The sequence below is a fragment of the Actinoplanes sp. DH11 genome, assembly GCF_020873875.1.
In the GTDB taxonomy this organism is placed as follows: Bacteria; Actinomycetota; Actinomycetes; order Mycobacteriales; family Micromonosporaceae; genus Actinoplanes.
Window position 1 is genome coordinate 320,974 of the sequence record NZ_JAHWGU010000004.1, and the last position, 12,342, is coordinate 333,315.

Consider the following 12,342-nt stretch of genomic DNA (forward strand, 5'->3'; position numbering starts at 1 on the left):
GCGGAGACAACCGTGACGGAGACAACCGAGACGGGAACGGCCGGAACGCCGGAAACGGCGGCGCCCGGCAGCGTGGACAGTGCCAGCAGGAGACTCACGGGGAGGGACATGCCGGCCAGCGTGCCCGGCGGGTGCCCCGCTCGCGACCGGCCCTGTGGACAACCGCGAGCTGTGGAAAACCGCTACCCGCCGAAACCGGGCTCGTCGGGGAGGGAGATGTCCGGCTTCTCCAACTCCTCGACGTTCACGTCCTTGAACGTCATCACCCGCACGTTCTTCACGAAGCGGGCCGGACGATACATGTCCCAAACCCAGGCGTCGTGCATCTCGACCTCGAAATACACCTCGCCGTCGGAGTTTCGCACGTGCAGGTCGACCTGGTTGGCCAGGTAGAACCGGCGCTCCGTCTCCACCACGTAGGAGAACTGGCGGACGATGTCGCGGTACTCCCGGTAGAGCTGCAGCTCCATCTCGGTCTCGTACTTCTCGAGATCCTCTGCGCTCATCGTGTCTCGCCCTCCATGGCCTTATCTTCCCCCACCGACGCCGGTGGCTGAGGCTGCTCGCCCGACGCCACGCCGACGGTACCCTCAGCCGCCGCCGGAAGCAGCAGCGGCTCGGTAACGGATCCGTCGAACAGCGTCGCGGCCGGCCCGGCGGCAGCGGCCGGCTCGGCGGGCCGGCGCGCGCGGGGCGGCCGGTTGCCGCGCCCGGAGACCGCTGCGACGTTGACGTACGAGAAGCGGTGCTCGACGCACGGCCCGTGCTCGCGCAGGGCGGCGGTGTGGTCGTCGGTGATGTAGCCCTTGTGCACGGCGAAGCCGTAGTGCGGGTACTGCTCGTGCAGGTCGACCATCAGCCTGTCCCGGGTGACCTTGGCGAGCACGCTGGCGGCAGCGACGCAGGCGGCGACGCGGTCGCCTTTCCACACCGCGAGACCGGGCACGCCCAGGCCGTCCACCGGGAAACCGTCGGTCAGCACGTACTCCGGGCGGACGGTGAGCGACGCCAGCGCGCGGCGCATCGCCGTGAGGTTGCACACGTGCAGGCCGCGCGCGTCGACCTCGGCCGGCGGGATGATCATCACGGTCCAGGCGAGGGCTTTCGCGACGACCTGGTCGTAGACACGCTCGCGGGCGGCCGCGGTGAGCAGTTTCGAGTCGGCCAGGCCGGGGATCTCGCCGCGCTTGCCCTCGGGCAGGATCGCGGCGGCCGCCACCAGCGGGCCGGCACAGGCGCCCCGGCCGGCCTCGTCGGCGCCTGCCACGTGCCGGAAGCCCCGGCGTTGCAGGGCCTGCTCCAGTGCGTAGAGCCCGGCTTCCCGGCGGACCACGGTGCGCGGTGGGGCGAGCATCAGATCTCCTCCGCGGCGGCCGAACGCACCAGGCCGGCCAGCCCGGCCGGGAAGATCTGCTCGTCGCTCGCCTCGATCTCGGCAGCCGACCACCAGCGGTGCTCGGTGATGGTGAGGCGCTCGGTCGCGTCCATCCCGGCGGTGTCGACCTGCCACTCCGCGACGCGGAACACGAAGAAGTCCTGATCCTGCCGGTACTGACCGCCGTCGAACTCGAACTCGGTGAGCTCGTGCCAGACCGGGGTGCCGAGATCGCCCGGCCGCACCCGCAGGCCGGTCTCCTCGAACAGCTCGCGGGCCGCCGCCTCGGCGGTCGTCTCGCCCGGCTCAAGCCCGCCGCCCGGCGTGAACCACCAGTGCAGGCCCGGCCGGGCCGGGTCGCCGCCGTGCAGCAACAGGACCCGCCCCGCCCGGTCGAGGAGCAGGACGCGGCCGGCGCGGCGGTCAATCACGGTCACGGAACAAGCCTATTGCGCGAACGGGCGACCCGGCGAACCGGTCATTGGCCCGCGGCGTCCGGGATCGCGTCGTACTCGGACGGGACCGAGAGCCACGTGGCCCGGCCGGCCGGCCAGAAGATGGTGAACGCGCGCCCGACCACGGAGTCGACCGGAACCGTCGCGTCGGCGATCTTGCCGGCCTCGTCGGTCGCGGTGCTCTGCTCGTAGTGCTCGAGCGAGTCGCCGGAGGCCTCCCGGTGGTCGCCCATCACCCAGAGCCGGCCCGCCGGGACGGTGATGTTGAAGTTCTGGTCGGCCACCTGGTTCCGGGTGCCGTCGGAGTCGGTGTAGATGTACGGCTCGTCGAGCGAAACACCGTTGATCATGAGACGCTGCTCGTCGTCGCAGCAGATCACGTTGTCCCCGGGCGTGCCGATGACGCGCTTGATGAAGTCTTCGCCCTCGGTGCCGGACTGCCACTCGGCGGGCGCCTTGAAGACGACGATCTCACCGCGGCGCGGGTCACGGAAGTCATAGACGAGCTTGTTGACCAGAACCCGGTCCCACACGTTGAGCGTGTGCTCCATCGAGGGGGACGGGATGTAGAACGTCTGCAGGACGAAGGCGCGGACCAGGACCGCGACCAGGATCGCCACACCCAGCAGAATGGGCAGTTCGCGCCAGAACGAACCTTTGCGCTTCTCGGTGTGCTCGTCAATCACGCTCGGAGCCTACGTCGTCGAGTCACGAACGACATGCCGGAACGCGCGGATAAAACAACACCGAGCACGAGCGGCAGAACCTCCGTGGCGACCATCGGCGCCGGTTCGCGGTGCCGGACCGGATGCTCCGCGGCGGCGGTCGGATGATCGACCTCGAACTGCTTCCACACGTCGGGGATGCTCAGGCTGGTGAAACGGTCACTCGGCCAGACCACCACGAAGGCGCGGCCGATCACGTTCTCGATCGGCACCGGACCCTGGCAGCGGGCGTCCTGGGAGACCGAGCGGTGATCGCCCATCACGAACATCTGGCCCGCCGGCACGATCACCTCGCCGAACCGGCGGCTCGTGCACTGCCCGGGGATCGGCGGCTGGTTGAGATCCGAGTTGAAGCCCTCGGCGATGTATGGCTCGTCGATGCCGACCCCGTTGACCGTGATCCGGCCCTGCTCGTCGCAGCACGCCACCTTGTCACCCGGAAGGCCGATCACCCGTTTGATGAAGTCGCGTTCACCGGGCCGGCTGATCCCGACGAGGTCACCGATGGTCCGGCCGAGTTTCGCGAGGAACGTGTTGCTGACCGCCTCGGTCACCTCGGGGGCCCAGTCGTCGGTGCCCCGGAAGACCACGATCTCGCCGCGCAACGGGTCGCGCATGTCGTAGACGACCTTGTTGACCAGGACCCGGTCCTGGATCGCCAGGGTGTTCTCCATCGAGCCGGACGGGATGTAGAACGCCTGGACCAGGAAGGTACGGATCAGCACGGCCAGGCAGAACGCCACCACGAGCAGGAGTGGCAACTCCTGCCAGAGCGGCATCTCCTTGCGCCGGATCATGGACCGGCGTCGTCGGGACGGCCGGTAGCCTTCCATCGGTTCCACGCTTCGCATCTCCTGCCGTCGACCCGGCCGAACCGCCCCCGGATACAGCACTACCGCCCGAGTTTCCCGGCTAGGGAAAGTTACGGGCGGTAGGACTGGAAAGGTTCACCAGGACCGTCCGGCACGCTTGGCAAGCGTAGTTCGCCCGCGCCCGTGTGTGCCGGACCGCGTCACCGGTCAGACGGTCTGCTTCTCCCGCAGCTCCTTGATCTTGGCCTTCTTGCCGCGGAGCTCACGCAGGTAGTAGAGCTTGGCGCGACGCACGTCACCGCGGGTGACGACCTCGATCCGGTCGATTGCCGGGCTGTTGAGCGGGTAGGTCCGCTCGACGCCGACACCGAAGCTGATCTTGCGGACCTTGAAGGTCTCCCGGAGGCCGGCCCCCTGGCGGGCGATCACGACGCCCTGGAAGACCTGGACACGGGAACGGTTACCTTCGACAACGCGCGCGTGCACCTTGACCGTGTCACCGGCACGGAAGTCGGGAAGGTCGGTGCGCTGCGACTGGGCGTCGAGAGCGTCCAGCGTGTTCATCGCTGCATCCTCGTCGTACTAGAGGCGCACCGGGTGTTCGGTGCGCGATGGGTGATCCTGATCCCCCACGATTCCAGGGGATCCTCGTCTCGGCCTCGCGGCGCGGGCAGAGACGGCAACCTCACTACTCTGCCACACCGGTGCCGGGGATCTGAAATCCGGCCTCCACCAGCGCCTTCCGATCCTTCTTATCCAATTTTTCCGCGGGATAGGCGGCCCACATGTCGGGCCGCCTATCCGCGGTCCGCACCAGGCTCTGCTCGCGCCGCCACCGGGCGATCCGGCCGTGGTCACCGGACCGCAGCACCTCCGGCACCTCGCGGTCGCGCCACGACGCCGGCTTGGTGTAGACCGGGGCCTCCAGCAGGCCGGCCGCGTGCGACTCCTCGGTGAGCGAGTCGGCGTTGCCCAGCACACCGGGCAGCAGCCGGGTGACCGCCTCCAGGATCACGATGACCGCGACCTCGCCGCCGAAGAGCACGTAGTCACCGAGCGAGACTTCACGCACCGGCATCCGCTGCGCCGCGTCGTCGATCACGCGCTGGTCGATGCCCTCGTAACGCCCGCAGGCGAAGATCAAGTGGTCCAGCCCGGCCAGGTCGTGCGCGGCCGCCTGGGTGAACGGACGGCCGACCGGGGACGGGACGACGAGCGTGGCGGCCGGCGACGACACCGCGTCGAGGGCCTCGCCCCACGGCTCCGGGCGCATGACCATGCCGGGACCACCGCCGTACGGGCTGTCGTCCACCGTGCGGTGCACATCGTAGGTCCAGGTCCGCAGGTCGTGCACGGTGAGGTCGAGCGTCCCGGTCGTCCGCGCCTTGCCGACGAGCGACAGGTCCAGCGGGGCGAAGTAATCCGGGAAGATCGAGACGATGTCGACCCTCACAGGTCCAGCAGGCCTTCCGGGAGGTCGACGATCACGCGGCCGCCGGCCAGGTCGACGGTCGGGACGATCGCGGTGACGAACGGGATGAGAGCCGTCCCGCCGCCCTTTTTCGCCAGCACGATCAGGTCGGAGGCCGGGGCGTGCTCGATCCGCTGCACGGTCCCGTGCTCGGTGCCGTCACGCGACTCGACCCGCAGCCCGATCAGCTGGTGGTCGTGGAACTCCTCGGGGTCCTCCGGCGGCGTCAAGCCGGCGCTGTCCACCTGCAGGTAGACACCCCGCAGCGCCTCGGCGACGTTGCGGTCGGAGATGCCCTCGAAGACGGCGATGCCGCGGCCCTGATGCCAGCGGATCGACTCGAGGGTGAGCTCTTTCGGAACTTCGAAACGAACACCGGGAGCGGCCGCCGGCCCGGCGCCCACCCGGCGGTCCCGGGGGACCTCCGTGATGAACACCGAACCGGCGGTGAAGCGTTCCTCGGGCTCGTCGGTCCGCACGACAACCGAGACCTCGCCCCGGATGCCGTGCGGTTTGCCGATCTGGCCGACGACTAGCAGCATCGATATCAATCAGTACGCGTCGACGATGTCGACCCGGATGCCACGTCCGCCGATCGACCCGATCACCTGACGCAGGGCCTTGGCCGTCCGGCCGCCGCGCCCGATGACCGTTCCCAGGTCCTCCGGGTGCACGCGAACCTCGAGCCGCTTGCCGCGGCGCGAGTCGACCAGCCGGACCCGGACGTCGTCCGGGTTGTCGACGATGCCCTTGACGAGGTGCTCCAGCGCGGGCCGGAGCGCCCCGTCAGCTCGCGTCGGCGCCGGCACCGGCCGGGTCCTGTGCAGTCTCGGCGACAGCCTCGCGGTTCGGCTCGGCCGGGTCGACAGGCTTGGTGTCGGTCGGGCGGGCCTCGGCAACCTCCGGAGCGGCAGCCTTCTTGCTCGACTTCGGCGTGGTGGCCGGCTTGGTGTCGGCGACACCGGCGGCAGCCTTCGCCTCTTCCTGGTAGATCTCGGTGCGGCTCTGCTTGCTCGGCGCGACGAGCAGCGGCGGCGGCGCCGGCAGGCCCTTGAACTGCTGCCAGTCACCGGTCTTCTCGAGGATCCGCTGCACGGCCTCGCTCGGCTGCGCGCCGACGCTCAGCCAGTACTGGACGCGCTCGGACTTGACCTCGATGACCGAGGGGTGTTCCTTCGGCTGGTAGATGCCGACGTACTCGATGGCGCGACCGTCACGCTTGGTGCGCGAGTCGGCGACGACGATGCGGTACTGCGGGTTGCGGATCTTGCCCATCCGCAGGAGCCGGATCTTAACGGCCACGGTGTTTTCGCTCCTGATGAATACGTGGGTGAGCCGACCGGAACCCACGTGGGGACATGGGGCCGATGCCTCGTGGACTGGCGTCGCGATCAGGGGTTAGAGGGCGCCTGACGCGTGCCGGATACCAACAAGCCATTCTGCCAGATGACGAGCCCGGAAGACCAACCGGGTCTCACCGTGCCGCGGGACGATCCCAGCCCGGCGGCACCTCGGCCGGGACGGGCCACGACGGGTCCGGCCGGAAGTCCGTCCAGGTGCCGTCGAAGGGGAACTCGCCGGCCTCGATCATCTTGATCACCCGGCGGCCCTCGGCGCGGACCGCGTCCGGATCCGGCACCCAGTAGTGCTCGGGCAGAGCCAGCCGCTCGGCGAACTCGTCCTCGTCCTTCCACCGCCAGGTCCGGTCCGGCGCGGCCACCACGTCGAGGTCCTGGTCGACCACGTCGACACCGGCCACGTCGCCGTCGTCCCAGCGGACCCCGCGCTCCTCGAGGTTGACGTACCACTCGCGGAAGTCGCCCTGCTCGGTCCGGAAGAACCAGACCGAGTGCTCGCCCACCGCCGGCAGGAACATCAGGATGCCCGGACCGGCCCAGGCGACCTGAGCCAGCCGGCGCTCGGCGACCGACCACTCGGCGAACGTCATCTCCCGGACGCCGCGGCCGTCCACGGTCATGTCGTTGAGCACGGCCGAGCCGCGGGCCAGCCACAGGAGCAGCCCGCGGTCGTCGTCGGAGATCACCCGGCAGGGCCGGACGTGCACCAGCCGGCCCGCCGAGAAGTTGCGGTAGAGGACCGGCCGGCCCGTTGCGAAACGCATGCTCAGTACGAACGGCCCAGGTAGGCGATGAGGTCGGGCTCCTCGTCGGACTCCGGCATCGAGCCGTCCTCGCGGGTGAGGCAGCGGACGGTCACGGCCTTGCCGTTGGCCTCCTTCTCGCCGGCCTCGCCGACTGCGGACCACGGCACCCGGGCGAACCCGGTCTGCGAGGCCTCGATCGCCTCACCGAGCGTCTTCACGTCGACCGTGCGCTCCACCCGGAACGCCAGCGCGTCGTCGTAGAGCCGCTGCTGGTCGGCCTTGAGCGCGCTGGTGACCGCGCCCACCACGTCGGCCAGCGCCACCGGCGACTTGGAACCGTCGATCCGGCGGGCCACCGTGACGTTGCCGGTCGCCAGGTCGCGGGGACCCACCTCGATCCGGATCGGGATGCCCTGGAGCTCGGCGTCGACCGCGCGACGGCCGAACGGGATGTCGGCCCGGTCGTCGAGCTTCACCCGTACGCCCGCGGTCTTCAGCTCGTCGCGGAGCCGGGCCGCCGCCTCGGCGACACCCTCGCCCGCCTTGACCACCATGACCTGCACCTGGATCGGCGCGAGGCGCGGCGGAAGCCGCAGGCCGTTGTCGTCGCCGTGCACCATGATCAGGCCACCCAGCATCCGGGTGGAGGTGCCCCACGAGGTCGTCCACGCGTGCTCGACGGTGCGCTCCGCCGAGGAGTAGGTGATGTCGAAGGCCTTCGCGAAGTTCTGGCCCAGCTCGTGCGACGTACCCATCTGGAGGGCCTTGCCGTCGCCCATCATGGCCTCGACGGTCATCGTGTTCGTGGCGCCGGCGAACCGCTCGCCCCGGGTCTTGCGGCCCGGGATGACCGGGATGGCGAGCATCTCCTCCATGAACGCCTGGTACACGTTCTTGTGGATGTCCCGGGCGTGCTCGCGCGCGTCCTGCTCGGTCGCGTGGGCGGTGTGCCCCTCCTGCCAGAGGAACTCGGTCGTCCGCAGGAACGTCCGCGGCCGCAGCTCCCAGCGCACCACGTTGGCCCACTGGTTGAGGAGCAGGGGCAGATCACGGTACGAGTCGACCCACTTCGCCATGAACTCGCCGATGACCGTCTCACTCGTCGGACGGACCACCAGCGGCTCGGCGAGCTCCTTGCCACCGGCGTGGGTGACCACGGCCAGCTCCGGCGAGAAGCCCTCCACGTGGTCGGCCTCGCGGCGCAGGTAGTTCTCCGGGATGAAGAGCGGGAAGTACGCGTTCTGGACGCCGGCCTCCTTGATGCGGGCGTCCATGTCGGCCTGCATCCGCTCCCAGACCGCATAACCCACCGGCCGGATCACCATCGTCCCGCGCACCGGGCCGTTGTCCGCGAGTTGCGCCTTGGCGATCAGGTCCTGGTACCAGCGGGGGAAGTCCTCCGCACGGGGAGTGAGCACGCGAGCCATGAGCAAGCATCCTAGTCTCGCGCCCGTTGCAACCTGCCGGGTGGGCATGCCGTGTCCCCGGGTGAGGAAGACGGGGGCACGGATGGACTTCGAGATGTTCTACCGGGACACATCCCGGCGCCTGCTGCGGTACGCGTACGGCCTGACCGGCGACCCCGGGGAGGCGCAGGACCTGGTCCAGGAGGCGTACGCGCGCGCCTGGCAGCGCTGGCGGCAGGTCTCCGCCTACGAGGATCCGGAGGCGTGGCTGCGCCTGGTGGTGAACCGGCTCTCGACCGACCGGTGGCGGCGGCTGTTCGTGCGCCGCAACCACGCCGCGGCCCAGCCGCCGCCCCCGGCCGCACCACCGCCGTCCGAGGACCTCGTGGTGCTGGTCCGCGCCATGCGCGCCCTGCCGGCCCGGCACCGGCAGGCCCTCGCCCTGCACTACCTGCTGGACCGCTCGATCGCCGAGATCGCCGCCGAGACCGGCGTCTCCATCGGCACGGTCAAGTCCTGGCTGTCCCGCGGCCGGGCCGGCCTGGCCGCCACCCTCGACCCCGACCCGTCGGAAGGAGCCCGCCGTGCCCGCTGACCTGGACGATTTCTATGCCGCTCTGGCCCGGCAGGCGGACACGACGCCGCTCGCCGGTGTCGCGGACGCGCGCCGCCGCGGCCAGGTGCGCAAGCGGAACCGGGCCCTCGCCACGGCCGCCGCGGTGCTGCTGGTGATCGCCGGCGCCGGGGTGGTGACCTGGCAGCGCCGGCACGCGGAGCCGATCCTGCCGGCCACGGACCCGGCCCGGATCCGCGGGATGGAGCCGGTCGGCGAGCCACTGCGCCTTCCGGACGGGCAGAGCTGGAGCACCGCGCGGATCTCCGGGACCACCGTGTACGGGCTGTCCGAGGCCGGTGTGCGGATCGTGGACGCGAACACCGGCGAACAGACCGGAACCGTGAACCCCGCGCGGTCGGCGTCAGGCTCGGGCGTGGATCTGTACGCGGGTCCCCACGCTCTCTTCGTCCACGGGGGCGAGGGCGCGGTCTTCCACGATCCGGTCACCGGCGCGCGGCTGGGGAAGCCGGACCACACGTCGGGCGACCGGTTGCTGCTGCACGACGAAGTGATCGTCGAACGGGACATCGACGGAGGCCTCACCGCGTTCGACATCACCGACGCCCGGCAACTCTGGTCGGCCCCGGCCGGCGCGGACCCGCTGGTGGCGTTCGGCACGATGCGGACCGGTCCGGGGTCGCCCTCGCAGCACGCCCTGCCCACCGGCGACCGGCTCGTCGTGGTCACCGGGAAGGGCGACGTGGTGATCCGGGACATCCGGACCGGAGCGGTCCGCACGACCGTGCCCGCCGCCCGGCCGGACTCCATGTACATGGAGGCACACGACGGCGTCGTCTACACCGCGGAGCGTGTCGACGGCGGCCGGTGGGGCATCCGCGCCACCGACACGGACGCCGGCTCGTCGGTGGTGGTGCGCAAGGTGGCGGACGGCAACCTGTCGTACTTCCCCTGCGGCTCACGCCGCCTCTGTATCTACGAGAAGCGGGCGGCCGGGTACGTGCTCGTGACCGTCGACGCGACCGACGGACGGGTCCTGCGGGAGGTTCCGGCACCACGGGGCGCCGGGGACGCCACCGAACGGGCCGGCCGGATCATGACGTCGGTCCTGGCCGACTCCGAGAACTGGATCGTGGTGCTCGGCGAGGACGGCCGGCAGCTCGCCGATGTGCCGGGCACCGGTGGGTTCATCGACGACGGCAACGTGCTGGCGCTGGTCCGGGACGGCGGGACGGGACAGCTGACCGCGCGGGCGATCTCCGCTGTCGACGGCCGGCAGATCGACCTCGGCACCGTGCCGGCGCTGTCCGGTGACTGCGCCTGGACCGCCGGGCACCTGGTCTGCCCGACCGGCACCGAGCTGCGGATCTGGCGGTTCGTGCGCTGAACGGACGGTGAACAACGGTGGTGGGTTGCAACCGACCACCGGCGGCCGTCGTGTCTCCTGCCGCGAAAGGGCGGTGAGATGGCGGCGATCGACGACTTCGACGAGTTCTACCGGGACACGTCCCGGCGGCTGACGCGGTACGCGTACGGCCTGACCGGCGACCCCGGGGAGGCACAGGACCTGGTCCAGGAGGCGTACACGCGGGCGTGGCAGCGCTGGCGGCGCGTGACGGCGTACGAGGACCCGGAGGCCTGGCTGCGCCTGGTGGTGAACCGGCTCTCCACCGACCGGTGGCGGCGGGTGTTCCGCCGCCGGGACCACGCCGCCGCCCAGGCGCCCGAGCCACCCGTGGCGCCGCCGTCGGAGGACACCGTGCTGCTGGTCCGGGCGATGCGCACCCTGCCCGCCGCGCACCGGCGCGCGCTCGTCCTGCACTACCTGCTGGACCGTTCGATCACCGAGATCGCGGTGGAGACCGGCGCGTCGCCCGGCACCGTCAAGTCGTGGCTGTCGCGCGGCCGGGCCGGCCTGGCCACCGCCCTCGGCGACACCTACCGGGAAGGAGTTCGCAATGCCCGCTGACCTGGACGAGATGTTCGCGGGCCTGGCCCGCACGGCCGACGTGGTGCCGGTGACCGGTCCCGCGGTGGCGCGCCGCAACGGCGATCGCCGGCGGCGCGGCAGGTACGCGGTGGGCGCCGCGGCCGCGGCGGTGCTGCTGGTCCTGGCGGGCGCCGGTGTCGCGACCCGGCGGCACGACCCGCCCCGGCCGGTGCTGCCGGCGACGACGGTCCGCGGCCTCACCCCGATCGGGACGCCGCTGCGCGTGCACGGCCCGGCGGGCGAGAACATGTTCAGCGCGATCGCGGTCCGCGGTGACCGCGTCACGCTGGCCTCCGGCGACCTGAACGGGGGTGGCCTGAAGGTGATCGGGGTGGACGGCCGGACCGGCGCCCAGGTCTGGGACGCCGGCACGACCGCCTCGTTCGAGACCAACGGCCCGATCGCGGTGCCCGGCGCGGTGCTGGTCGCCGACGGACCGCGGCTGCGCGTTCTCGACCCGGGCACCGGGGCGGAGCTGTGGGAGACCACGGACCCGGCCAACGGCGACGTGGTGGTCGGCGACGGGGTGCTCGCCCGGGTCACGGTGGACGGCCTGACCGAGGCTTTCGCACTGTCCACCGGCCGGAAACTCTGGTCGGCGCCGGCCTCCGGCAACGACCGGCCGCGCCACTCGACCGGCTTCCTCGACGAGGGCAACGTCCGCAACGTGCACGTCAGCGACGACCGGCTCGCACAGATCACGCTCGGCGGCCGGGTGCTGGTCCGGGACCTCCGCACCGGGAAGATCCGCACGTCGGTGGCGACCACGGTCCGGCCGCGGATGATGACCGATTTCAGCGCCTCCGGCGACTTGGCGCTGATCGGCGACAGGTCCGGCTACACCGACAAGCCGTCCCGGCTCGTCGGTGCCGACCTCACCGCCGGTACGACGAAGGTCCTGCACGCCATCGAGACCGGCACGCTGGGCGTCTCCGCGCCGTGCGGGCCGCAGCGTGTCTGTCTGGCCTCCAACGACGGGACCACCGCCGACGGGAACCTGAACCCGGCAACCCTGAAGATGATCGACACGGCGACCGGCCGGGTGCTGTGGACCGTCACGCCGGCGGACGCCGTGTTCGACATCTCCACCCGCGCCGGACGGGTCTTCGCCGGCCGCGGGCTCGGCTCCGGCGTTCTCTACAGCGCCGACGGCCGGGATCTCGCCCGGGTCGACGGTGCCTTCTTGGGTAGGACGCAAGGCTGGATCGACGACGAGAACGTGCTGGCCATGGCCCAGACCGGGACCGGCCGGAGCCTCATCGCCATCTCGGCGGCAGACGGACGGCAGACCACTCTGGGCACGCTGTCGGACGTCGTCGGCGGCTGCGCGTGGACCAGCGAGATCCTGGCGTGCCGCGACGGCGTCGAGCTCAAACTGTGGCGGTTCGAGCGCTGACCACCCGAGAGACGCTCTCCACCCGAGAGAAGCC

General features: G+C 71.1%; 16 protein-coding genes. 4 read left to right on the forward strand and 12 right to left on the reverse strand.

All coding sequences use genetic code 11. The features are described 5' to 3' along the window. Positions 1-182: 182 nt before the first annotated feature. From LPA41_RS08590 to proS, 12 genes are all read right to left on the reverse strand, one after another. Entirely contained in the window at positions 183-506 is a 324-nt protein-coding gene (locus tag LPA41_RS08590) for a DUF2469 domain-containing protein (RefSeq protein WP_067505225.1), read from the reverse strand. Next, a complete protein-coding gene (locus LPA41_RS08595) occupies positions 503-1,354 on the reverse strand; it encodes a ribonuclease HII (protein WP_229069402.1) in 852 nt (283 codons plus the stop codon). Before LPA41_RS08595 ends, LPA41_RS08590 begins: the two co-directional genes overlap by 4 nt. Next, on the reverse strand, positions 1,354-1,812 hold the full coding sequence (locus LPA41_RS08600; protein ID WP_229069403.1) for an NUDIX hydrolase: 459 nt from the start codon (positions 1,810-1,812) through the stop codon (positions 1,354-1,356). Before LPA41_RS08600 ends, LPA41_RS08595 begins: the two co-directional genes overlap by 1 nt. Positions 1,813-1,853: 41 nt before the next feature. Then, a complete protein-coding gene (lepB, locus tag LPA41_RS08605) occupies positions 1,854-2,516 on the reverse strand; it encodes a signal peptidase I (RefSeq protein WP_229069404.1) in 663 nt (220 codons plus the stop codon). Continuing rightward, positions 2,513-3,406, reverse strand: coding sequence for a signal peptidase I (lepB, locus tag LPA41_RS08610; RefSeq protein WP_229069405.1), 894 nt, complete (start codon positions 3,404-3,406; stop codon positions 2,513-2,515). The genes lepB (LPA41_RS08605) and lepB (LPA41_RS08610) overlap by 4 nt, the downstream gene beginning before the upstream one ends. Before the next feature lie 168 nt (positions 3,407-3,574). Beyond that, positions 3,575-3,931, reverse strand: coding sequence for a 50S ribosomal protein L19 (gene rplS, locus LPA41_RS08615; RefSeq protein ID WP_229069406.1), 357 nt, complete (start codon positions 3,929-3,931; stop codon positions 3,575-3,577). A gap of 124 nt (positions 3,932-4,055) precedes the next feature. Continuing rightward, the gene (gene trmD / locus LPA41_RS08620; RefSeq protein WP_229069407.1) at positions 4,056-4,820 is read right to left on the reverse strand and encodes a tRNA (guanosine(37)-N1)-methyltransferase TrmD; all 765 of its coding nucleotides are present in this window, start codon (positions 4,818-4,820) and stop codon (positions 4,056-4,058) included. Continuing rightward, positions 4,817-5,377, reverse strand: coding sequence for a ribosome maturation factor RimM (gene rimM / locus LPA41_RS08625; protein WP_229069478.1), 561 nt, complete (start codon positions 5,375-5,377; stop codon positions 4,817-4,819). The genes trmD and rimM overlap by 4 nt, the downstream gene beginning before the upstream one ends. A gap of 12 nt (positions 5,378-5,389) precedes the next feature. Continuing rightward, a complete protein-coding gene (locus LPA41_RS08630; RefSeq protein WP_014447131.1) occupies positions 5,390-5,647 on the reverse strand; it encodes an RNA-binding protein in 258 nt (85 codons plus the stop codon). After that, positions 5,625-6,140 (reverse strand): 30S ribosomal protein S16, encoded by a 516-nt coding sequence (rpsP, locus tag LPA41_RS08635; protein WP_229069408.1) that lies wholly within the window; start codon positions 6,138-6,140, stop codon positions 5,625-5,627. Before rpsP ends, LPA41_RS08630 begins: the two co-directional genes overlap by 23 nt. A gap of 172 nt (positions 6,141-6,312) precedes the next feature. After that, a complete protein-coding gene (locus tag LPA41_RS08640) occupies positions 6,313-6,960 on the reverse strand; it encodes a DUF402 domain-containing protein (RefSeq protein WP_229069409.1) in 648 nt (215 codons plus the stop codon). Between the two features lie 2 nt (positions 6,961-6,962). Beyond that, positions 6,963-8,369 (reverse strand): proline--tRNA ligase, encoded by a 1,407-nt coding sequence (gene proS / locus LPA41_RS08645; protein WP_229069410.1) that lies wholly within the window; start codon positions 8,367-8,369, stop codon positions 6,963-6,965. An 82-nt stretch (positions 8,370-8,451) separates the two neighbouring features. Here proS and LPA41_RS08650 point away from each other — a divergent pair, with 82 nt between their 5' ends. The 4 genes from LPA41_RS08650 to LPA41_RS08665 all read left to right on the forward strand — a co-directional run bounded on the left by LPA41_RS08650 (position 8,452) and on the right by LPA41_RS08665 (position 12,308). Further along, the gene (locus LPA41_RS08650; RefSeq protein ID WP_229069411.1) at positions 8,452-8,943 is read left to right on the forward strand and encodes a SigE family RNA polymerase sigma factor; all 492 of its coding nucleotides are present in this window, start codon (positions 8,452-8,454) and stop codon (positions 8,941-8,943) included. Continuing rightward, complete coding sequence (locus tag LPA41_RS08655; protein WP_229069412.1) at positions 8,933-10,309, forward strand: PQQ-binding-like beta-propeller repeat protein; 1,377 nt, start codon at positions 8,933-8,935, stop codon at positions 10,307-10,309. Before LPA41_RS08650 ends, LPA41_RS08655 begins: the two co-directional genes overlap by 11 nt. Positions 10,310-10,387: 78 nt before the next feature. Beyond that, complete coding sequence (locus LPA41_RS08660; RefSeq protein WP_229069413.1) at positions 10,388-10,891, forward strand: SigE family RNA polymerase sigma factor; 504 nt, start codon at positions 10,388-10,390, stop codon at positions 10,889-10,891. After that, on the forward strand, positions 10,881-12,308 hold the full coding sequence (locus tag LPA41_RS08665) for a PQQ-binding-like beta-propeller repeat protein (RefSeq protein WP_229069414.1): 1,428 nt from the start codon (positions 10,881-10,883) through the stop codon (positions 12,306-12,308). The genes LPA41_RS08660 and LPA41_RS08665 overlap by 11 nt, the downstream gene beginning before the upstream one ends. Positions 12,309-12,342: the final 34 nt, after the last annotated feature.

Bases quoted from the DNA above. Each gene is read 5' to 3' on its own strand.
- rplS (WP_229069406.1), bottom strand. From the start codon at position 3,931: ATGAACACGCTGGACGCTCTCGACGCCCAGTCGCAGCGCACCGACCTT.
- LPA41_RS08590 (WP_067505225.1), bottom strand. From the start codon at position 506: ATGAGCGCAGAGGATCTCGAGAAGTACGAGACCGAGATGGAGCTGCAG.
- LPA41_RS08665 (WP_229069414.1), top strand. From the start codon at position 10,881: ATGCCCGCTGACCTGGACGAGATGTTCGCGGGCCTGGCCCGCACGGCC.
- lepB (WP_229069405.1), bottom strand. From the start codon at position 3,406: ATGCGAAGCGTGGAACCGATGGAAGGCTACCGGCCGTCCCGACGACGC.
- LPA41_RS08595 (WP_229069402.1), bottom strand. From the start codon at position 1,354: ATGCTCGCCCCACCGCGCACCGTGGTCCGCCGGGAAGCCGGGCTCTAC.
- LPA41_RS08660 (WP_229069413.1), top strand. From the start codon at position 10,388: ATGGCGGCGATCGACGACTTCGACGAGTTCTACCGGGACACGTCCCGG.
- proS (WP_229069410.1), bottom strand. From the start codon at position 8,369: ATGGCTCGCGTGCTCACTCCCCGTGCGGAGGACTTCCCCCGCTGGTAC.
- LPA41_RS08650 (WP_229069411.1), top strand. From the start codon at position 8,452: ATGGACTTCGAGATGTTCTACCGGGACACATCCCGGCGCCTGCTGCGG.
- LPA41_RS08640 (WP_229069409.1), bottom strand. From the start codon at position 6,960: ATGCGTTTCGCAACGGGCCGGCCGGTCCTCTACCGCAACTTCTCGGCG.